The following is a 21,952-nucleotide window of genomic DNA, read 5'->3' on the forward strand; positions in this document are numbered from 1 at the left end:
GAAACGTTAGACCCACCTGCCAGTAATGTCTACTCCGGCGCGCATAGATTTTGCGGCGCACGCGCGTGAGGTAACCTTTCGCTGCGCGGCGGCGGCAACCCCCGAACCGCCGCCGCGCGCCCGAAGTACCGAGCGACACCGCGCAGGGAGGCGAGCAGTGGAATACCTGGTGTCCGCGGTGCAGGAGACGGGCCGGAACGGACGGACGCCCCTGGTCGAAGCGATCACCGAGGCCGTTCGCGACGGCGACGACCGCACCGTCCGTCGGCTGCCGGCCCGCTTCGCCGAGCTGGCCACCATCGCCGACCTGTACGCCCTGCGCGAAGCCCTCGACACCACCCGCCCACCTGGCGCTCACGACCAGAGGTGACTCCTGCCGGAACGCACTCGCGGACCCTCCCGGCCAGGCTTTCGGGCCGATCCTGCGCCTGGCGTCGTCGCCGGTGCGCAGCGCGCTCGCCCCGGCTGGCCGGTGTGACGGAGCGGGTGCCGCCAGCGGACGGGCTCCATCACGGTTCCGGTGCCGGCCAGTGCCCGGTACGGCTGGATGGACCGCACCTGGCCGAGGCGGATGTCGCGGCGCACCACTGTGGCGCCGGACTCGAATCGGAGGAGACGTCCCGGCGGGCTGCGCTGCGGCTGGTGTTCAGGGCTCGGGCGACGGCTTCGACGAAGGCCGGGGCGTCGACGGGCTCGGGCAGCGGGATCCAGCTCGCCGCCATCGAGCGCCGGATCCAGGAACAGAGCAGTGCCGCCACCGCCACCATCGACGCCTGCCTGGCCAGACTCGATGCCCTCCGCCACGACCTGGCTCACCGGCCCTGGCCCCCGCCGGCCTTCCCCACGCCCGCGGAGCCTCCGACCATCCCGCCGCGACCGGCGCGAGCTCCCACGGAGAACCGCCTCGCAGCGGCCGGCCCCTGCGGGAGATGAAGGCGGTGCTGGACGGTGAGCTGCGCGGTCTACGAGGACCGCCGCACCACCGTCGCGAGCTACCTCCGGGAGTGGTCGGCGGCGAAGAAGGATGGGATCGCCCCGACCACCTACGCCGGAGACGGGGACTGCGTCGAGGGGAACCTGATCCCCGCCTTCGGCCACTGCCGGCTCCCCCGGCAGAAGGCCGACCGGCGCCGCGCCACCATCGATCGAGCCCTCGCCGCCCTACCGTCACGCGCCTGACAGGTAGTGCGCTGGCGTGCCAACTCCTGGGCGCAAGCGGGAAACCCGGCCGATCGATCCGACCGTAGTTTCGGGGTGTGCCGAAGCCGCGAATGCGGTGGGCGCCCTACCGATTGCTCCGAAAGGATCCCTCATGTTCGACATCACCAAGGTTCAGGCTGCCCCGAGCTCGGACCTCCTCACGCCCGACAACGCGGTCATGCTCTTCGTGGACCACCAGCCGCAGATGTTCTTCGGCACCGGCAGCGGTGACCGTGCCGCGATCATCAACAGCACCGTGGGGCTCGCCAAGGCGGCTCGGGCTTTCGATGTTCCGGCCGTCCTGACCACCGTGGCCGCCGAGTCCTTCTCCGGGCCTCTGCTGCCTCAGCTCGCCGAGGTGTTCCCCGAGCACGAGATCATCGACCGGACGAGCATGAACGCCTGGGAGGACGAGGCCCTCGTGGCCGCCGTCAAGGCGACCGGGCGCAAGAAGATCATCCTCGCCGGTCTGTGGACCGAGGTCTGCCTGGTGCTGCCCGCGCTCTCCGCTCTGGAGCAGGGGTACGAGGTGTACGTGGTCTCGGACGCCTCCGGCGGCGTCAGCCCGGCCGCCCACGAGCACGCGCTGCAGCGGATGATCGCCGCCGGCGCGGTGCCGGTGACCTGGGTGCAGGTGCTCCTCGAGCTGCAGCGTGACTGGGCGCGTCAGGAGACGTACGGCGCGGTCATGGAGATCGTCAAGGCCCACGCCGGCGCGTACGGCCTCGGGGTCGTCTACGCGCAGAGCGTCATCGGCGCGCACGCCGCCGGCTGACGCCCGTGGACACCGGCATTCTGATCCTGCGCCTGCTGGTGGGTCTGCTCGTCGCCGGCCACGGCGTGCAGAAGATCAGCTCACACCTGGGCGGCAGAGGCCTCGCGGGCGGCACGGAGGAGTTCCGTGCCGACGGCTTTCGCGGCGGAGCGCTCACCGCCCTGGCGGCGGGCGGCGGCCAGATCGGATCCGGCCTGCTGCTCGCCGCCGGCGCCCTGACCCCGCTCGCCGCGACCGGGGCCATCGGGGTCATGACGGTCGCCCTCACCGTGAAATGGCACAACGGACTCTGGGTGCAGAACGACGGGTACGAGTACCCTCTCGTCCTCATCGGCGCCGCCGCCGCCCTCGCCGCGACCGGACCCGGCGCGTGGTCCGTCGACGCGGCCCTCGGCCTCACCCCGTACCCGCTGTGGTGGGCCGGCCTCGCGTTCGTGGCCGGCCTCGGCAGCGGGCTGCTCACCCGGCTCGTACTGCACCGCCAGGCCCCGGCGGCACCGCGGACCGCCGCCTCCGGCGGCCACTGAGCACGAGCCGCGACAGACCGGGTCCGGCCGCCTGCGACCCCCGCGCGGGCGGCCGGGCCCTCCCACTCTTCACACCAGGAGCTACCCGATGGAAACCGCGACCACCGCATCCACCACCGCACCCTCACACGGCGGCGGTCAGCCGCTGCTGCACCAGAAGGGTGGCGAGACCCAGACGTTCGGCACGCTGAAGCAGCTGCCGATCGGCCTCGGCCACGACACCCGCATGTACGCCTGCCAGCGGCTGAACCGGGTACTCGCCGACACGCAGATCCTCTACTCCCTCTACAAGAAGCACCACTGGCTCATGCGTGGGGCGACCTTCTACTCGCTCCACCTGATGCTGGACAAGCACGCGGAGGCCCAACTGGCCATCGTGGACGCGCTGGCCGAGCGGATCCAGAGCCTCGGCGGCGTCGCGGTCGCGGACCCGCGCCATGTCGCGGAACTGACGGCCATTCCGCGGCCGCCGAACGGCGTGGAGAAGGTCCCCGTCATGCTGTCGAGGCTCCTCGACGCGCACGAGCGGATCCTGATCGACGCGCGGGACGCCGCCGCCCGGATCTCGGCGGAGGGCGACGAGGGCAGCACCGACCTGCTCGTCTCCGAGGTCATCCGTACCGGCGAGACGCAGGTGTGGTTCCTGGCCGAGCACCTCGTGGACACCCCTCTGGTGCAGGGCTGATGGCGGACACGTACGACGTCGTCGTGGTCGGCGGCGGGCCGGGTCGGCGAGGTCCGGCTGCGCCCCCTCGAGGCGTACGGCTTCTGAGGCGCGCGGCTTCCGAGGCTCCCTCCACCCGGCCTCCGCAGGCCCTGTTCGCCTGCCCCACCCCCGCTTCGAGCACCGAACGAGAGACCCCACCATGAGCACAACCTCCCCCTCCGCCACCGGCGGCGCCGACGGCGGACAGGCCGGCCGGCCGGACGCTCCCCCGGAACGCCGCTTCGAACCCGACCTCCGGTCGATGACCCGGATCAACCTCCGCCCCATCGCCTCACCCATGCCGCTGGGCTTCTTCACGGTGGCGATCGCATCCGTGATGACGGGGTGCATGCAGCTCGGGCTCTTCGAGACCGAGGCCCGCGGCGCCGTCGCCCTGTGCGTGCTGCCGGCCTTCGCGCTGCAGTTCCTGGTGAGCATCCTGGCGTTCGGCGCCCGGGACGTGATCGCGGCGACGCTGATGGGCGTCTTCGCCGGCAGTTGGCTGGCGTACGGGCTCGTCATGTTCAGCGGCGCGCCCGACGGTCTGCGCGTGCTGGGCGTCTTCAACCTCGCGCTTCTGTGTTTCGGGGCGCTGATGACCGCCGTGACACGGCCCAAGCGCGCGCTGTGGCTCGTCCTGCTGGTCTCCCTGCCCCGCTGGGCGACCACCGGCCTGTCAGGTCTCACCGGCGCCGAATGGCTCACCCGCACGTCCGGCGCCCTTGGCCTCGTGGTGGCGCTCGTCGCGATGTACACGGCCTTCGCCCTGATGCTGGAGGACATGCGCAGCGAGGAGGTCCTGCCCATCGGCCGCAGTGGTCCGGCCCACGCCGCCTTCGAGGGCGGCCTCGCGGTCCAGCTCCGCAATCTGGAGCGCCAGGCCGGCGTGCGCCGAACGCTCTGAACATCCGGCGCCCATGAACACCGCGGCCGCGCGGTAGCAACGATTGAACAGGAGTTCCCCCATGTCCCGATCCGCCGAACCCACCGTCGTGCTGGTCCACGGTGCTTTCGCCGACGCCTCCGGCTTCGCTCGCGTCATCCCGGAACTGACCGCCGCAGGCCTGAAGGCGGTGGCTCCCGCCGTGCCCAACCGCAGCCTGGTGGAGGACGCCGCGTACATCGCCTCGGTGATACGTGCTGTCGACGGCCCCGTGATCCTGGTCGGCCACTCCTACGGTGGCGCCGTCATCACCCTCGCCGGCGTGGAGGAGAACGTCCGGGCGCTCGTCTACCTGGCGGGATACGCGTTGGAGGAGGGCGAGAGTCTCGGCGAGTTGCAGGGGCGCTTCCCCGACTCCGGCCTCGCCGACGCGCTCGTCTTCACGCCGTTCCCCGCGGTCGGATCCGCCGAGGCCGGCACCGACGTCTCGGTGGATGTCGAGAGGTTCCCCGCTCTCTTCGCCGCCGACGTCGACCCCGGGCTCGCCGCGGTGCTCGCCGTCTCCCAGCGCCCCCTGGCCGCGCGGGCCTTCTCGGAGGCGGCCCCGGTCGCGGCGTGGAAGATCAAGCCGTCGTGGGGCCTGGTCGCCACCTCCGACCGGACCATCAACCCCGACGTGGAGCGCTACGGCTACGAACGAGCCGGCATGGCCACCGTCGAGGTCGACTCCTCGCACCTGGTGATGCTCGCCCGGCCCGAGGCCGTGGCGGAGCTGATCCAGGACGCGGCCCGGTCCGTCGCCCGCTGACCCTCCCCGCCCACCGGTGCCCGTGCCGAGCCCACCCCCCCGGTGTGGGCTCGGCATACCCGTACAAGCCCCTGACCTCGAACGATTGGTTGATTATGTTCGAACGCTGATAGCTTCTGTCCGCCCCCGAGGACATTTGGCGGGCGAACGGAGGAAGCACAACCATGAGGTTCGGCGCGAGGCTCGCGCTCGCCGTCATCGCCATCGTCGTCACGGCCACCGCATGTGTTGCCCCCTCCGACGGTTCTTCACGTGGCGAGGCCGGGGACTGCGGGCCGTACGCACGGTACGGCGAACACCCCGCAACCCACGTCACCGTCTACGCGTCCAACCGGGACCGGGAAGCGGACCTGTTCGAAGCGACCTGGGCGGACTTCGCCGCATGCACGGGGATCGACGTCCAGTACGAGGGAGACGGGGAGTTCGAGGCCCAGATCCAGCTCCGGGTCGAGGGCGGCCACGCCCCCGACGTGGCGTTCTTCGCTCAGCCCGGGCTCCTGGAGCGTTTCGCGCGCGCGGGGAAGCTCGAACCCGCGAGTGCGGAGCTGGTGTCGCTGGCGGAGCAGGGCTGGTCGGCGGACTGGAACAGCTACGCGACCGTGAACGGCACCCTCTACGGCACTCCGTTGGTCGCGAACGTGAAGTCGTTCGTCTGGTACTCGCCGAAATTCTTCCGGGACAGGGGACTGACCGTCCCCCGCACCTGGGCCGAGCTGATGGAGCTGACGGAGAAGGTCGCCGCATCGGGGGTCAGGCCGTGGTGTGCGGGCCTCGAATCCGGCGAGGCGACCGGCTGGCCCGTGACGGACTGGATCGAGGACGTCCTGCTCCGCCAGCAGGGGCCGGACGTCTACGACCAGTGGGTCTCCCATCGGATTCCGTTCAACGACCCGCGGGTGATCCGGGCCATGGACACGGTGGGGTCCGTCCTCAAGGACGACCGTTACGTCAACGGCGGCTACGGACCGGCCCGCTCCATGGTCTCGATCTCCTACCAGGACGCCGGCAGGCCGATCCTCTCCGGCAACTGTGCGATGCACCGCCAGGCGTCGTTCTACGCCGAGCACTGGCCGAAGGGCACCCGGATCGGACCGGACGAGGACGTGTTCGCCTTCCTCCTGCCGGGGACGGACACGTCCAGCCGGCCCGTCCTGGGTGGAGGCGTGTTCACTGCGGCCTTCTCCGACCGACCCGAGGTCCGAGCCTTCCGGGAATATCTGGCGAGCGCCGACTTCGCCAACGCGCGGATGAAGAAGGGCCCCTTCGTCTCGGCGAACAAGGGAGTGGATCCGGCCAACGCCGCCGGCCCGATCGACAGGCTCTCGATCCAGCTGCTGCAGGATCCCCGGACGCAGTTCAGGTTCGACGGTTCCGACCTGATGCCCGCGGCAGTCGGTGCGGGCACCTTCTGGAAGGGAGCCGTCGACTGGATCACCGGCAAGGACACCGAATCGGTGGCAGCGGCCATCGAACGGTCCTGGCCGAGCCACTGATGTCGTTCGACGTCGTCGCCCAGCAACCCAAACTGCTCCACCTCCTCCAGGGCGTCGTCGCGTTCTCGGCCGTGGTCGGCCTGGTCCTCCTGGCGCTGCACCGAGGCCCGGTACGGAGACGGGGCGCGGCCTGCCTGCTGCTGGCCCCCGCGCTGTCGCTGCTCACCGTCGGTCTCCTGCTGCCCGGCCTGCGCACCCTGGGCCTGTCGTTCATGGACGACGAAGGGGACACCTGGGTCGGGATCGACAACTACGTGTGGATGTTCACCGACCCCGAGGCGCTGATCGCGCTCCGCAACACCCTGGCGTGGGTGGTGCTCGTGCCGCTGCTGGTGACGGGGATCGGTCTCCTCTACGCCGCGGCCGTCGTACGGTCGCGGCTCCGGGCGCTCGCCCTGTCCCTGGTCCTGCTGCCGATGGCGATCTCGTTCGTCGGCGCCGGACTGGTCTGGAAGTTCGTCTACGCCTACCGGCCGGCGGGGGCGGAGCAGATCGGGCTCCTGAACGAACTCGTCGTGGCGTTCGGCGGCGAACCGGGACAGTGGCTCGTGGAATCTCCCTGGAACGTCCTGTTCCTCATCGTGGCGATGGTGTGGACACAGGCGGGCTTCGCCGCCGTCCTGCTGGCGGGCGCGATCACGGCCGTTCCCGGCGAGATCATCGAGGCGGCCCGGCTGGACGGCGCGTCACCGCGGCAGATCTTCTGGCGCATCACCCTGCCGTCGATCAGACCCACGCTGCTCGTCGTCGTCCTCACCGAGGTGATCGGCACCTTCAAGGCGTTCGACATCGTCAAGACCATGACCGCCGGGCAGTTCGACACAGGTGTCATCGCCCACGAGATGGTCAACCAGTCCTTCCGCTACGGCCGGACCGGCCACGGCGCGGCTCTCGCGGTGCTGCTCTTCCTCCTCGTGGCCCCCGTCGTGGCCTACCAGGTCCGAGCGCAGCGGAGTACGAGGTGAGCGGCGTCCGGGAGCGTCTCTCCTCCCGTGTGCTCTCACTGACCGCCGTGGTGATCGCGATCCTGTGGACCACGCCGACGCTCGGCCTGTTCCTGTCCTCGTTCCGTCCGGAGGACGAGATCAAGACGACCGGCTGGTGGACGGTGTTCGGCTCGCCCCACGTCACGCTCGCCAACTACCGCGAGGTGCTGTTCGGCACCGGGAACGCGTCGGGGCAGCTCGCCGGCCACCTCGTCAACTCGCTCGTCATCACGCTGCCCTCGGTTCTGTTCCCGCTCGTCCTGGCGTTCCTCGCCGCGTACGCCCTGGCGTGGATCGACTTCAGGGGGCGCGACGCGCTTCTCGTCGGCGTCTTCGCGCTGCAGATCGTGCCCCTCCAGATGGCGCTCGTCCCCCTGCTGCGGTTCTTCTCCCGTGGATGGCTGTTCCTGCCCGCCTGGCACGTCACCGGAGCGGGTCGGTTCGACCACGTCTGGTTCGCCCATACGGTCTTCGCGTTGCCGTTCGCGGTGTTCCTCCTCCACAACTTCCTGGCCGGACTGCCCCGTGACCTGGTCGAAGCGGCCCGGGTCGACGGCGCGTCACATGCGACGCTGCTGCTTCGGATCGTCCTGCCGCTGGCCCGCCCGGTCCTGGTGACGTTCGCGGTCATCCAGTTCATCTGGGTGTGGAACGACCTGCTCGTCGCGATGACGCTGTCGGGCGGGACGGCCGAGACCGCTCCGGTGACGGTCAGACTGGCGGCAATGGCCGGGACGCGCGGCAACGAGTGGCAGCGGCTCACCGCGGGGGCGTTCGTGTCGGCCTTCCTCCCGTTGCTGGTCTTCCTCTCCCTCCAGCGGCACTTCGCCCGAGGCCTGCTCGCGGGGTCCGTCAAGGGATGACACCGGAGGAGGAGACCGCGGGCGCACGGCTGAGCCGGCCGGGTCTGCGCGGCCGGGAGGCCGAGCTGGAGCGGCTTCGTGCCATGGTCGAGGCGGTGCGCGACGGCGAAGGCGGCGGGGTGGCCCTGCTCCTGGGCGAGCCGGGGATCGGGAAGACCGTCCTGCTGGAGGAGACCGTCTCGATCGCACGCGCCCGCGGGTTCGTCGTCAGTCAGGGACGCGCCGAGGAGCTGCACGAGCTGGCGCCCCTGGCCTCGCTGGCCTCGGGACTGCTGCACGGCGATCCGCCGCTGCTGGCCGCCGAGGACTTCGCGCACCTGGCCAGCCACCACGACCAACGCATCTGGCTGGTCGAACGGCTGGCCCAGCTGATCGAGGAGCGCTCGACGGGCGCGCCCACACTGATCGCGATCGACGATGTCCAGTGGACCGATCCGCTGAGCCGGTTCGCGCTGAACGTCATGCCGGCACGGCTGCTGGCCTCCCCGGTTCTCTGGCTGCTCGCGGGCAGGGAGAACCCGGACCTGCGCGGGGACGTACCCCGGACGGCGACGCTTCCGCTGCGGCCACTGTCCGGTGCCGCCCTCGCCGAGCTGGCGCGCGACGTACTCGGTGGGACCGCACCGGAGAACGTCACCGAGTTGCTCGACGGGGCCGGCGGCAACCCGTTTCTCGCGGCGGAGGTGCTTGCAGGCATCGCGGCGTCGGGCGCGGACGCGGCCGAGCCGCCGAAGCGGCTGGTGCTCGGGGTTCGCGGCAAGCTGTCCGCGCTCCGACCGGGCACCCTCCACTTCCTGCGGATCGGCTCGGTCCTGGGACGCGCCTTCCACCTCGCCGACGCCGCGGCCCTGTGCGGCAGGCCCGCCTCGGGCCTCATCGGTGAACTGCAGGAGGCGATCGCCGCCGGGCTCATCGAGGACGACGGCGAACGCCTCGTGTTCCGCCACGACCTGCTCCGTCAGGCGGTCTACGCCGACCTCGCGCCCTCTGCGCGGCGAGCACTGCACCGGGAGGCGGCGAGTCGGCTCGTCGCGGCGGGCCGGACCTCGGTCGACGCGGTCCCGCACCTGCTCAAGAGCGCGGAACCCGGTGACCAGGAGGCGATCCGACTGCTCGCCCGTGCCGCCTCGGACGTGGTCACCGTCATGCCCGACCTCGCCGCCGATCTGTCGGTGCGTGCCATGGAACTGGTGCCGCCCCACGATCCCGCGATGTCCGGCATGGGTGAACGGGCCATCGCCGCTCTCACCCGTGCGGGCCGGTACACACGGGCACGTGAGATCGGCGATGTCCTCCTGGCCCGACAGCCCTCGTTGGACGTCTTCGCCCGTCTGCAGTCGGTACTCGGGGACACACTGTGGCACCTCGACGACATCCATGAGCTGACCCGCCGCTCGACGGCGGCCCTGGGCGTCGTCACCGACCCGGCGGTCCGCGCCCGGCTGACCGCGCGGCTCGCGCTCGCGCAGTCCCGCGGCCGCGACCTCGGCACCGCTCGCAGGACCGGGGAGCGGGCGGTCGCCGAGGCGGAGTGTGCGCAGGACCGGGAGGCCCGCGTCGTCGCCCTGTGGGGCCTTGGCGAGATCGCCCTCAACGCGGGCGAGTGCGCGTCCGCCGTCGACCACCACACGGCGCTCAGCGCGTTCGACGCGGCGTTCCTGCCCGAGGAGGTCGTCGCACGCGTCCACATGGACGATTTCGACACGGCCCGGCACCTGCTGCGGACGGCGGGCGACGCCCCTCTGCGACCCGCGATGCTGATGTGGGCCCAGGCAAGCCTGAACCTGGGGCTCGGGCGGCTCGACGACGCGGAGGCCGACCTCGTCACCGCCGAGCGGCTGGAAGCGGACGTCCAGGTGCCCGGCAACCTGGTCAACATGCGCGTGAACCGGGGCTGGCTCGCGCTGCTGCGAGGCGATCGCGAAGCCGCGGAGGAACACGCCGAGGTCGTCCGGGCGGCGGTGGCCGGTCGGCCGAACACGGGCAACCACGCCACTCACCAGTACCTGGAGGCCCTCCTCGCCGACGCCGACGGCGACCACGCGGCAGCGGCCGAACGGGTGCGGTCCGCCCAGCGGGACCACCCGTTCGTCCGATGGCGGCTCCTGCGCTCCCGCTTCGTCGAGGCCGTGCAGATCGCCCTGCGTGCCGGCGACCGGGCCCTGGCCGTGGACCTCGCGGCCCAGGCGGCCGACTACGCCTCCCACAACCCCTCCGTGCCGACGGCCCAGGGGACCGCCACCCACACGGCGGCTCTGGTGCACGCCGATCACGGCCTCCTGGAGCGGTCCGTCCGGATCCTTCTCAACGGACCCCGGCCCCTGCCCCTCGCCGCGGCCCGCGCCGACCTCGGCCGCGCGCTGTCGGCCGCGGGAGACACCGCCGCGGTACCCGCACTGACGAAGGCGTACGAGGCATATGCCCAGGCGGGGGCCGGTTTCGAGGCCGACAAGGTCCGGGCGGAACTGGACCGGGCCATGACGGGCTCCGGTCGACGCCCGGCCCGCCCCCGGCCCGTCCAGGGGTGGGACGCGCTCACCGCCTCGGAACGCAAGGTCGCCCGGCTCATCGCCGCCGGACACACCAACCGGTCGGCCGCCGCCGCCCTTGTCGTGTCTGCGCACACGGTCAACACGCATCTGACGTCGATCTTCCGCAAGCTCTCGGTGAACTCACGGGTCCACCTGACCCGGCTGGTACTGGCCCAGGCGGAGGTCGACGCGGCCGGCCCGTCCCTGTCTCCGGACTCTGCGCCCGTGGGCAAGGCCCGGGGCGTCGCGTGACAACCGGCGGCGCCTCCCCCGCCATAGCGTGACGGCATTCCGCGCCGCGACGACGCGCGGACCAGCCGACCCGAAGCGAGGAAGACAGCCATGCCGTACATCACCGTGGGCCAGGAGAACACCACCGCCGTCGAGCTCTACTACGAGGACCACGGCACCGGCCGGCCGGTCGTCCTCATCCACGGCTTCCCCCTCGACGGCCACTCCTGGGAGCGGCAGAGCGCCGCGCTCCTCGACGCCGGCTACCGCGTCATCACCTACGACCGCCGCGGCTTCGGCCGGTCCTCCCAGCCGACGACCGGCTACGACTACGACACCTTCGCGGCCGACCTGAACACCGTGATGGAGACCCTCGACCTGAACGACGCCGTCCTCGTGGGCTTCTCCATGGGCACCGGCGAGGTCGCCCGCTACGTCTCCGCGTACGGCTCCGCCCGCGTCGCCAAGGTCGCCTTCCTCGCCTCGCTGGAGCCCTGCCTGCTCAAGACCGACGACAACCCGGCCGGCGTCGCCCCGAAGGAGTTCTTCGACGGCATCGTCGCCGCCGTGAAGGCCGACCGTTACGCGTACTACACCGCCTTCTTCAACGACTTCTACAACCTCGACGAGAACCTGGGCAGCCGCATCAGCGAGGAGGCCGTCCGCAACAGCTGGAACACCGCGGCCGGTGGCGGCTCCTTCGCGGCCTCGGCGGCGCCGTCGACCTGGTACACCGACTTCCGCGCCGACATCCCGGCCATCGACGTCCCCGCCCTGATCCTGCACGGCACGGCCGACCGCATCCTCCCCGCCGAAGGTACCGCGCGTCCCTTCCACGCGGCGCTCCCGTCCGCCGACTACGTCGAGATCGACGGCGCCCCGCACGGCCTGCTGTGGACCCACGCGGAGGAGGTCAACGCCGCGCTCCTCGCGTTCCTGGCGAAGTGAGGCCGCTCCCGCCGGTCCACACGGGGTGACCCCGCCCGCGGCAGCCGGACGACCGGCCCGGCTGCCGCGGCGCCGAAGCCGGACGGCAGGCGTTCTCCGGCTTCGGGGCCCGCGATCACAGCATCCAGACAGGTTCAGGAGAACGGAAGCACCATGCAGTTCGGTATCTTCACCGTCGGGGACGTGACACCCGACCCCACCGATGGCCGTGTTCCGACGGAGCACGAGCGCATCAAGGCCATGGTCGCCATCGCGCTCAAGGCCGAGGAGGTCGGCCTGGACGTCTTCGCGACCGGCGAGCACCACAACCCGCCGTTCGTCCCGTCGTCCCCGACCACCCTGCTCGGCCACATCGCCGCCCGCACCGAGAAGCTGATCCTCTCCACCTCCACGACTCTGATCACCACCAACGACCCGGTGAAGATCGCGGAGGACTACGCGATGCTCCAGCACCTGGCCGACGGCCGGGTCGACCTCATGCTGGGGCGCGGCAACACCGGACCGGTGTATCCCTGGTTCGGGCAGGACATCCGCCAGGGCATCGACCTCGCCCGGGAGAACTACGCGCTGCTGCGCCGGTTGTGGCGTGAGGACGTCGTGGACTGGGAGGGCAGGTTCCGCACGCCCCTGCAGGCCTTCACGTCGACACCCCGGCCGCTGGACGGGGTTCCGCCGTTCGTCTGGCACGGGTCCATCAGGTCGCCGGAGATCGCGGAACAGGCCGCGTTCTACGGTGACGGCTTCTTCCACAACAACATCTTCTGGCCGGCCGATCACACCAGGCGCATGGTGCAGCTGTACCGGCGCCGGTACGCCCACCACGGCCACGGCCGCCCGGAGGACGCCATCGTGGGGCTCGGCGGCCAGGTCTTCATGCGGAAGAACTCGCAGGACGCGATCCGGGAGTTCCGTCCGTACTTCGACAACGCGCCGGTCTACGGCCACGGTCCGTCGCTGGAGGACTTCACCGAGCAGACCCCGCTGACCGTGGGCTCGCCCCAGCAGGTCATCGACCGAACCCTGTCCTTCCGGGAGACCCTGGGCGACTACCAGCGCCAGCTGTTCCTGATGGATCACGCGGGCCTGCCCCTCAAGACGGTCCTGGAGCAGCTCGACATCCTCGGCGAGGAGGTCGTGCCCGTTCTGCGCCGGGAGTTCGCGAGCGGACGCCCGGCCGACGTGCCGGACGCCCCGACGCACGCGGCGCGGGTCACGGCCGCCGCCACGTCGCAGGAGGTGGGCGCCGCGTGAAGCTGGTCGCCGTTTCCGCGGGGTTGAGTACCCCTTCCTCCACCCGCCTGCTCGCGGACCGGCTGGCCGAGTCGGTCCGCGACGAACTCGCCGTCCGGGGCCGTGTCGTGTCGGCCGAGGTCGTCGGGCTTCGCGAACTGGCCGGCGATGTCGCCAACCATCTCGTGACCGGCTTTCCGGCACCGCGCCTGGCCGCCGCGATCGACGCGGTGACCGGAGCCGACGGGCTGATCGTCGTCACGCCGGTGTTCACGGCCTCCTACAGCGGCCTGTTCAAGTCCTTCTTCGACGTGATCGCCCCGGACGCCCTCGCGGGCAAACCGGTCCTGGTCGCGGCCACGGGGGGTACTGCTCGCCACTCCCTCGTGCTGGAGCACGCCATGCGACCGCTCTTCGCGTATCTGCGCGCCACTGTTGTTCCCACCGCGGTGTACGCCGCGTCCGCCGACTGGGGATCCGGAGGAGACGAGTACGCCGACGGCCTGCCCGGCCGCATCCGCCGGGCGGGCGGCGAGCTGGCCGCGCTCCTCGCCGACCGCCCGCCCCGAGCCGAACCCGAGGACGACGTCACCGCCCTCGAACGGCAGCTCGCCGACCTGCGCTTCGACTGAGACCGGTCGTTCCGGGTCACCGCCTGCCCGGGCGAAGCCGCCGTGCCGCATACTGATCCGCCGTACCGCCGTTGGACGAACCCCGTCCCGTGCGGCCCCGGCCGGCGGAGTGAGTGTGAACCGATTGACGACATGGCCCTTCCTCGGGGACGTCGAGGGTGGGGGGACACCGGTCCGCGGCAGGGCTGAGGAACTGGCGTTCGTCGAGGCGCGGCTCGACGCCCTCGCCCGGGGGGCAGGCGGGATCGTCCTCGTCGAAGGCCCTGCGGGCATCGGCAGGTCGCGGATGCTCGCGGAGGCGTCGGCGTCCGCGAAACGGCGCGGGATGAGGGTGTTCCAGGGCGGAGCCGACCCCGACGAACAGTTCGTGCCGCTCGGCCCGTTGCTGGACGGGCTGTTCGCGGGGGAGGAGCCGCTCGCGGGGGCCGACCGGCTACGGGACCTCGCCGCGACGCCCGGCCAGCGGTTCTGGCTGCTCCAGGAACTGGGGGACCGCCTGCGGGAGGCCGCTCGGAGCGGGCCGCTGCTCATCGTCCTCGACGACCTCCAGTGGTGCGACGAACTGACGCTGCTCACCCTCCACACCCTCGCGGCCGCACTCGCGGCGCAGCCGATCCTGTGGCTGGTGGCCGTGCGCCACGGGAGCGTGCCTCCCCGGGTCCGCACGACACTTGACCGGATTCGGCAGGCCGGGGCGCACGAACTGGCCCTGGGCGCACTCGGCGACCCGGCGGTCGCCCGGATCGCGGAGGACGTCCTGGGTGCGGCTCCCGGCCCGGACGTCCTGCGTGTCGCGCGCCGCGCCGAGGGGGTGCCGCTGTTGCTCGAGGAACTGCTCGACGCGGTACGGGACGAGGGGCTGGTGACGATCGAGAACGGCACGGCACGGCTCCCGGCCGGATCCCTCCCCCTCACGCAACTGCCGTCCGTCGCGGGTCGGCTGGCCCGGCTTCCCACCGCGGCCCGCGAACTCGTCGAAACGGCGGCCGTGGTGGAACGCGCCGTCACCGTGGAGCTGCTGGCCGAGCTGCTCGGCAGACCACCTGCGACGCTGATCACCGCGATCCAGGAATCCCTCGACTCCGGTCTGCTCGTCGAAAGGGGCGACCGTCTGGAGTTCCGCCACGAGCTGATCCGCGAGGCGGTGGAAGCCGGACTCCCTCCCGCCCTGCGCCGAACCCTGCGGAGCCATGCCGCCGAGGTGCCGCCGGCGCGTGCGGCGTCCCCGGTCGGGCCCGACGAGCCGCCGGCCGTGGGCGTGCGGCTCGGCGACCGGACGGCCGTCGAACGGCTGCGTGCCGCCGCGGCCGATCTCGCGGTCACCGCGCCCGGAGCGGCGGCGGAGCTCAGCCTCAGAGCTCTGGAACTCACCATGGAGGACCCGTCGCAACGGCCGAGGGTCATCGCCGAGACGCTCCCGCTGCTCTGGCAGATGGGGCAGCCGGCCCAGGCGCACGACCTGGGGGCGTCGGCCCTGGCCGCCGGTGATCTCAGGCCCGACGACGAGGCGCGGATACGCCTCGCCATGGCGCGCCTTGCCAGTCACTTCGATTTCGCCGAGGCCGTGCGCCAGGCCCGTGCGGGGGCGGCACTGCCCGGGATCCCGGCCGCGCTGCGGGCCCGACTGCTCGCCCTGTTGTGCCTGGGCCTGTCACTGGCGGGTGACCCAGAGGGCGCGGAGCAGACCGCTGCCGAGGCGCGGGAGGCCACCGACGCGGCCCGGGACGGCATCGCCCAGGCCACCATGATGGTGGTCGACTCGGCCCTGTGCTTCTACCGGATGGACTGGAACGAGGCGCTCCGCCGGGCGAGCCGGGCGGCGGCCCTGGCGGCCGGCCTGGGCATCGCCCCTTCCGTCTGGATCCCGGAGGCGCTGTGGCAGTGCTTGCTGCTGACCGTGGCCGGCCGCACCGCGGAGGCGCTCACGCTCGCCGAGGCCGGGGTCCACGACGCCCGCCACCAGGGCCAGGCGGCGGCCGCACGCCTGTGGCTCATGCACCGCGCCCGGGCGCTCCTGGAGGCCGGGCGGCTGGCGGAAGCCCGGGCCGAGGCGGAAGCCGCCGCCGACATGAGGGGTGCGTTCGACAGCGGAGACCTCGCTGAACTCATGCTCCTGTACACGCTGACGCGAGTGGCGATCCACGCCGACGACCGCGAAGCCGCCCAGCGGTGCGCGGCGCAGGCGCGGCGCGTACGGGGTACGGGCGCACCGCTCGCCCGTAGCGTCGGCGCCTGGATGCTGGTACTGCTGGCGGACTTCGACGGCCGGCCCGACCGCGCCCTGGCGGAACTCGACGAGGTGCTGGCGGCGCTCGCCGAGGAACGACCGGCCCTGGTGAGCCCGGTCGACCCGATGGACACTCCCGCCCTCGTCCGCATGGCCCTGCGCGCCGGCGCATCCGAGCGGGCCGCCCCGGCCGTCGAGGTGGCCGAGCGGCGAGCCGCGCGCAACCCGGACTTCACGATCCTCGCTGCCAGTGCCGCGCACGCCCGCGGGCTGCTCGACAACGATCTGGCGCACCTCCTGCACGCCGTCCGGCTGTACGAGGGGGGCTCACGCCCGATCGCCCGGGCGTCGGCGCTGGAGGACGTCGGACGCAAGCTCGCGACCACCCGCAGGCCCGAGGCGGTGCCGTACCTGGACAAGGCGCTCGTCCTCTACACCCGGTCAGGTGCCGAGCGGCACGCCGCGCGGGTCCGTCGACGCCTGCGGGCCGCCGGCGTGCGCCGACGCCCCTCATCGGCCGGATCGGCCGAGGAATGGCCCGAGCTGACAGCGTCGGAGCTCCGGGTGGCACGGCTCGTGGCCCAGGGACTGACAAACCCGCAGGTGGCCAAGGAGCTCTCCCTGTCGCCCCACACGGTGGGTTCGCACCTGCGCCGCGCCTACACCAAGCTCGACATCGGCTCCCGCGCGGAGCTGGCCCGGCTGGTGGAGAGACGCGACAACGGAGAGTGATCGCTTCGCATCCCCCGCCGATGCCCTCTCTATGGACCTTTCATGCGATGTGCCGACGTCGTCGCCTCCTCAAAATGATCAACAGCTGCGGAAAGGAAGCGTTCCGCAGGGAACAGTTGGTCGAGAGAGGAACAGCGCATGACCGCAAGGCTCCAGCGAGCCCGCCCTGGCAGCCCTGGACTTCAGGCGCTCGTCGACGAACTCGCGGAGCAGCTCGGCCGGTCCGTCGCGATCGATGATCCGCTGGTCCGCGTGGTCTGCACGAGTCGCCACTTCGGCGACGAGGACCCGGTACGCATCGGCACGCTGCTGCAGGGCCGTGCCGACAACGCCACCATCCGCTACGTACTCGCCCAAGGAGTGACGCAGTGGGCCAGACCCGGATTCATCGAGGGCCGTGACGACCTCGGGCTCCTGCCCCGTTACGTCGTGCCGCTGCGCGAGCGCGGGCACCTCCTGGGGCTGCTCATGGTGGTGGCGCCCGAGATGACGCTCGGCGACGGGGAGACCGAAGCCATCGGGCGCGCAGCCGGCCTGATGGCGGCCCAGATGTACGTCGAGCAGCTCGGCGCCGACAGCCGGAGGAGCGACGAGCAGGCCCTGGTCCTGGAACTCGTCGACACCGACGTCGTCACCCGCACCGCCGCGCGTCGGCGGGCCGTGGAACTCGGGCTGCTCGGGAAGGCCGAACACGTCCTGGTCACCTTGGTCAAGCTGGGCCGCGGCACGGAGCCCGTCCGGCAACCCGAGGCCGCTCTGTGGGGGGCTCTGGAGGGCTTCCGGCAGACACGTTCGGCGCACGGCGTCCTCGCGGTCGACCAGGACCGGGCGATCCTGCTCCAACTGCGTGAGCGGCCTCCCGCCCCGCCCGAGGTCGCCACCCAGTCGGCCCGCGTCCTCGAGGAACTCGCCACGTTCCTGGATCCGTCGACGTCTCCGGTCATCGGTGTCGGCGGGCGGCACCTGGGCCTGCAGCACGCCTGGAGGTCGTACGAGCAGTCCCTCGTCGCGGCCCGCGCGGCACGCCGGATCCCCTCGCTTCGAAGCATCGGTGACTGGGACCTGCTCGGCGAGTTCGCCGTCCTCCTCCAGCTCCCCGAGCACGCACTGAACGCCTCCCTCGTGCCCGAGCCGCTGCGCACCCTGAACGAGGCCCACGGCGACGACCGGCTCCGGGACACCCTGCGCTGCTACCTCGAACACGCCGGATCGATCCCCAAGACCGCCGAGGCGTTGCGCCTCCACCGCACATCGCTCTACTACCGCCTGCGCCAGATCCAGGAGATCACCGGACTCGACCTCGACGACGGTGGTCACCGGCTCACGCTGCACCTGGGGCTCAGGATCGAGGAACTCCTCTCCACGGGCGACGACACGACCGCCTGATCCGGCTGATCCTGGCCGGCCCTCGCCTCTCCGACAAAGCGATAAGGATCTCCGACCCGATTCCTACAGCGCGCGGTGGTGGTGGCGAAGGGCCGTCATCGAAGATGTGAGAGACGGCGCGGGCCGGACGACAGGCCCGTGACCAGGGAAGGAAGAGGTCATGAAAGAACTGATCACCACCGACGGGACACGCATCGCCTACCGGGACACCGGTGGCGAGGGCATCCCCCTGGTCATGCTTCACGGCTGGGGCCAGACGCAGGCGATGTTCCGCCACCAGGTCGAGAACCTGTCTCCCGGGCGTCGTGTGGTCACCCTCGACTTCCGAGGCCACGGGCTGTCCGACAAGCCGAAGCACGGCTACCGCATCGCTCGGTTCTCCCGCGATGTGCTCGAACTCGTCGACCACCTCGGGCTGGTGCGGTTCGACGCGCTGGGGTGGTCGATGGGCGTCTCGGTGTGGTGGAGCTTCATCGACCAGTACGGCACCGGACGGATCCGGCGCCTCGTCGCCGTCGACCAGCCGGCGGCCGTCGCTGCCGTGCCCTGGACGACCGGGCAGGAGCAGCAGCAGTCCGGCGCCATCTTCGACGTGTCGCAGCTGCTCGAACTGGGTGCCGCGCTCGCTGCCCCCGGAGGTGACAAGGTGCGCGCCGACTTCGTGCGCGGCATGTTCTCGGGTGACCCGGACCCGGAGATCCTCGCCTTCGTCGCGCAGGAGATCTCCTCGACGCCTGCCTACGCCGGCGTACCTCTGCTGTTCGACCACTGCGCCCAGGACTGGCGCGACGTACTTCCCCGGATCGACGTGCCGACCCTGGTGATCGGCTGCGAGGGGAGTCATGTGAACCCCGACTCGCAGCGCTTCATCGCCCAGCAGATTCCCGACGCCCGACTCCATGTCTTCACCTCCGACGTGGCGGGTTCGCATTTCCCGTTCCTTGAGAACCCGGCGGCGTTCAACGCGGTGGTGGAGAAGTTCCTCGCCGAGGAACCGGACACGAGGGCCCAGACCGGCCTCCGTGTCCACGCCGGCGGCCGTGCGAACGGCTGCCCCTCCCGCGAAGAACCGAAGGCTTGGAATTCTCATGGCTCAGTCAGTGATGTCACGCGCGCCTGAAAGGGAGGTCCGGCAACCGGCCGGTATCCGGCCGGCGTCCGCTTCCGAATGGCTCGTCGAGATCCGTTCCGGAATACCGAGCGAGGGGAACGGGACCTTCCTCTACCTCGGCATGCACGTCCGCGGATCGGCGACCAGCGTCCGCGAAGGGGTCAGAACGGTTCTGGAGCCCCACGACCTGGTCTTCTGCGACCCGGCCCGGCGCCACCTCCTGCAGTTCGGCGACGACTGCCGGATGGTCTTCTTCCGGGTACCCCGCGGCTACCTGGGAGTCACGGAATCGGAACTGGACCGGGTGGTGGGTGTTCCCGTGCGTGGTGGCGACGGGCTGGGGGCTCTGGTGTCGGACTTCCTGTCCGCGCTCGCCGACAAAGCCGATCTCCGCCGGCCCAGGCCCGGGGACCGACTCGCCCGTACAGCCGTCCACCTCCTGTCCGTCCTGCTCATGGAGCTCCTCGAAACCGGCATGGAGGGCGAGGAGGCCGAGGCATCAACGGTCGGCGGCGAGATGCTGTCCCGGATCCGGTGCTTCATCGAAGAGCGCCTCATGGACCCGGACCTCTCACCGGAAGCGATCGCACGCGCCCACCACATCTCCGTCCGGTACCTGCACAAGCTCTTCCAGAACGAGGGCGTCACGGTGAGCCAGTGGGTGCGGCGACGCCGACTGGAGTCCTGCAGGGTCGAGCTGGGCCGGTCCAACCGACGGTTCACCGTGGCAGCGGTGGCGCACCGCTGGGGCTTCAGCAGCCCTTCGCACTTCAGCCGCACCTTCAGGGGCGCGTACGGCATGACCCCGAGCGAATGGCAGTCCTTGGCGACTTCGGCCGTCGCTGACGCCCCGCACGCGGCCTGACACCGAGAAGAGAACCGCCATGACCCCCACCGTCGTACTCGTGCACGGCGCCTTCGGCGACGCAGCGGCCTGGATAGGCGTCGTCTCGGAACTGCGCAGCCGCGGCATCCCGGTGATCGCACCGCCGAACCCCCTGCGCGGCCTCGCCTCCGACGCCGCCTACCTCACGTCCGTCGTCTCCCAGATCTCCGGCCCCGTCCTGCTCGTCGGCCACTCCTACGGCGGGGCACTGATCACCGTGGCCGGCGCCGCGGAGAACGTCGTCGGGCTCGTCTACATCGCGGCGTACGTGCTCCACGAAGGCGAGAGCCTCGGCGATCTGGAGAGACGCTTCCCCGACTCGTCGCTGGCGGGCAACCTGAAGACGTGGACGTACCCGCTCGTCGACGGCCACTGCGCAGTCGAGGTCACCATCGACGAAGCGGCATTCCCCGCCGTCTTCGCCGCGGACGTGGCGGAGGATGTCGCCGGGGTCCTGGCGGCGGCCCAACGCCCGCTCGCCGCCGCGGCCTTCACCGAGGCGGCCTCCGCAGCCGCCTGGCAGGTCAAGCCGTCCTGGGCCTTGGTGGCCGGAGCCGACCGCGCGATCAACCCGGAGGTCCAGCGCTACGGCGCCGAGCGGGCCGGGTCCGTCGTCGTCGAGCTCCCGGACGCCTCCCACGCCGTCGCCCTGTCGGAGCCCAGGCAGGTCGCCGATCTGATCAGGGACGCGGTGCGGGCGACGAGCTGACCGGAACGCACGGCGTGGCGCGGACGAACCTCGGTTCGTCCGCGCCACGTTCCTTTGGCCGAAGCGCCTGATCCGGAACTGCCCGGACGGGCCAGACCCGGTGCGTGCAGTGGAAAGCCGCCGCCCCCCGGTTCCCTAGATTCGTCCGTACCGCGTCCCCATCATGCCGGCCTGCGTTGTCGGCAGGGCCACACCTGCACGGAGTGCACCCATGCCTTTCCTCCCCGTCGACGAGGAGAACTCAAGCGTCATCAACCTGTACTACGAGGACCACGGGACCGGCCGGCCCGTCGTGCTCATCCACGGCTGGCCGCTCAACGGTGCGTCCTGGGAGAAGCAGGAGGCCGCGCTGCTGGCCGCCGGCCACCGCGTGATCACCTATGACCGCCGCGGCTTCGGCGCCTCCGACAAGCCTTCCTTCGGCTACGACCACGACACCTTCGCGGCCGACCTCGACGCCGTGCTCACCCGGCTCGACCTGCGCGACGTGGTGCTCGTCGGCTTCTCCATGGGCAGCGGCGAGGTCACCCGCTACCTCGGCACCTACGGCTCGGAGCGCGTCTCCAGGGCCGTGCTGCTCGGCGTGCTGCCGCCGTTCCTGCTGAAGACCGATGACAACCCGGGCGGTGTCGACGGCATCGTCTTCGAGAAGATCCAGGGCGCCATCCGCGCCGACCGCCCAGCCTTCGTCGCCGGCTTCCTCGCCGACTTCCACAACGTGGACGTGCTCGGCGGCGACCGGGTGAGCGACCAGGTCGTCCAGTACAGCTGGAACGTCGGCGTTTCGGCCTCCGCCAAGGCGACCGTGGACTGCGTCCCGACCTGGCTCACCGACTTCCGCGCGGACCTGCCGAAGATCGACGTCCCCGTCCTGATCATCCACGGCGACGCCGACCGCACCCTGCCGCTGCGCTCGACCGCCGTCCCACTCTCGAAGGCCATCGCGGGCGCCCGCCTGGTGGTGCTCGAAGGTGCCCCGCACGGTCTCATCTGGACGCACGCCACCGAGGTCAACAGAGAACTGCTGACCTTCATCGGCGGCTGACCGGCGCTCCCCCACTCCCCTCCTCTGCTCCCCTGCTCCCCGA

General features: G+C 71.4%; 20 protein-coding genes. All 20 read left to right on the forward strand.

The features are described 5' to 3' along the window. Positions 1-157: 157 nt before the first annotated feature. Entirely contained in the window at positions 158-370 is a 213-nt protein-coding gene (locus tag OG286_RS10805) for a hypothetical protein (RefSeq protein ID WP_396323472.1), read from the forward strand. Positions 371-948: 578 nt separating this feature from the next. Then, positions 949-1,179 (forward strand): hypothetical protein, encoded by a 231-nt coding sequence (locus OG286_RS10810; RefSeq protein WP_396323473.1) that lies wholly within the window; start codon positions 949-951, stop codon positions 1,177-1,179. Positions 1,180-1,312: 133 nt separating this feature from the next. Continuing rightward, positions 1,313-1,975 (forward strand): hydrolase, encoded by a 663-nt coding sequence (locus OG286_RS10815; protein ID WP_360641491.1) that lies wholly within the window; start codon positions 1,313-1,315, stop codon positions 1,973-1,975. Between the two features lie 5 nt (positions 1,976-1,980). Next, complete coding sequence (locus OG286_RS10820) at positions 1,981-2,502, forward strand: DoxX family protein (RefSeq protein WP_396323474.1); 522 nt, start codon at positions 1,981-1,983, stop codon at positions 2,500-2,502. Positions 2,503-2,590: 88 nt separating this feature from the next. Then, entirely contained in the window at positions 2,591-3,187 is a 597-nt protein-coding gene (locus tag OG286_RS10825) for a Dps family protein (RefSeq protein ID WP_396323475.1), read from the forward strand. Between the two features lie 181 nt (positions 3,188-3,368). Then, entirely contained in the window at positions 3,369-4,112 is a 744-nt protein-coding gene (locus OG286_RS10830; protein ID WP_396323476.1) for an acetate uptake transporter family protein, read from the forward strand. Between the two features lie 61 nt (positions 4,113-4,173). Continuing rightward, complete coding sequence (locus tag OG286_RS10835; RefSeq protein WP_396323477.1) at positions 4,174-4,899, forward strand: alpha/beta fold hydrolase; 726 nt, start codon at positions 4,174-4,176, stop codon at positions 4,897-4,899. 164 nt (positions 4,900-5,063) lie between these two features. Then, the gene (locus OG286_RS10840) at positions 5,064-6,392 is read left to right on the forward strand and encodes an ABC transporter substrate-binding protein (protein WP_396323478.1); all 1,329 of its coding nucleotides are present in this window, start codon (positions 5,064-5,066) and stop codon (positions 6,390-6,392) included. Next, positions 6,392-7,357, forward strand: a complete 966-nt coding sequence (locus OG286_RS10845) for a carbohydrate ABC transporter permease (RefSeq protein ID WP_396323479.1) — start codon at positions 6,392-6,394, stop codon at positions 7,355-7,357. The genes OG286_RS10840 and OG286_RS10845 overlap by 1 nt, the downstream gene beginning before the upstream one ends. Further along, a complete protein-coding gene (locus tag OG286_RS10850; protein WP_396323480.1) occupies positions 7,354-8,241 on the forward strand; it encodes a carbohydrate ABC transporter permease in 888 nt (295 codons plus the stop codon). The genes OG286_RS10845 and OG286_RS10850 overlap by 4 nt, the downstream gene beginning before the upstream one ends. Next, positions 8,238-11,024 (forward strand): AAA family ATPase, encoded by a 2,787-nt coding sequence (locus tag OG286_RS10855; protein WP_396323481.1) that lies wholly within the window; start codon positions 8,238-8,240, stop codon positions 11,022-11,024. The genes OG286_RS10850 and OG286_RS10855 overlap by 4 nt, the downstream gene beginning before the upstream one ends. Before the next feature lie 90 nt (positions 11,025-11,114). After that, on the forward strand, positions 11,115-11,951 hold the full coding sequence (locus OG286_RS10860; RefSeq protein WP_396323482.1) for an alpha/beta fold hydrolase: 837 nt from the start codon (positions 11,115-11,117) through the stop codon (positions 11,949-11,951). Between the two features lie 153 nt (positions 11,952-12,104). Continuing rightward, positions 12,105-13,202 (forward strand): LLM class flavin-dependent oxidoreductase, encoded by a 1,098-nt coding sequence (locus OG286_RS10865; protein WP_396323483.1) that lies wholly within the window; start codon positions 12,105-12,107, stop codon positions 13,200-13,202. Then, positions 13,199-13,813, forward strand: coding sequence for an FMN reductase (locus tag OG286_RS10870; RefSeq protein WP_405365139.1), 615 nt, complete (start codon positions 13,199-13,201; stop codon positions 13,811-13,813). Before OG286_RS10865 ends, OG286_RS10870 begins: the two co-directional genes overlap by 4 nt. Before the next feature lie 115 nt (positions 13,814-13,928). After that, the gene (locus OG286_RS10875) at positions 13,929-16,772 is read left to right on the forward strand and encodes an ATP-binding protein (RefSeq protein WP_405365141.1); all 2,844 of its coding nucleotides are present in this window, start codon (positions 13,929-13,931) and stop codon (positions 16,770-16,772) included. Positions 16,773-16,910: 138 nt separating this feature from the next. Continuing rightward, positions 16,911-18,158, forward strand: coding sequence for a PucR family transcriptional regulator (locus tag OG286_RS10880; protein WP_396323486.1), 1,248 nt, complete (start codon positions 16,911-16,913; stop codon positions 18,156-18,158). Between the two features lie 160 nt (positions 18,159-18,318). Continuing rightward, positions 18,319-19,278: an alpha/beta fold hydrolase gene (locus OG286_RS10885; protein ID WP_396323487.1), complete on the forward strand. Its 960-nt coding sequence runs from the start codon at positions 18,319-18,321 to the stop codon at positions 19,276-19,278. Next, entirely contained in the window at positions 19,262-20,134 is an 873-nt protein-coding gene (locus OG286_RS10890) for an AraC family transcriptional regulator (RefSeq protein WP_396323585.1), read from the forward strand. The genes OG286_RS10885 and OG286_RS10890 overlap by 17 nt, the downstream gene beginning before the upstream one ends. 19 nt (positions 20,135-20,153) lie before the next feature. Further along, positions 20,154-20,864, forward strand: coding sequence for an alpha/beta fold hydrolase (locus tag OG286_RS10895; protein WP_396323488.1), 711 nt, complete (start codon positions 20,154-20,156; stop codon positions 20,862-20,864). Positions 20,865-21,075: 211 nt separating this feature from the next. After that, positions 21,076-21,909, forward strand: coding sequence for an alpha/beta fold hydrolase (locus OG286_RS10900; protein WP_396323489.1), 834 nt, complete (start codon positions 21,076-21,078; stop codon positions 21,907-21,909). Positions 21,910-21,952: the final 43 nt, after the last annotated feature.

Origin of the sequence: Kitasatospora sp. NBC_00039, assembly GCF_045160625.1 — a bacterium.
Taxonomy (GTDB): domain Bacteria; phylum Actinomycetota; class Actinomycetes; order Streptomycetales; family Streptomycetaceae; genus Kitasatospora.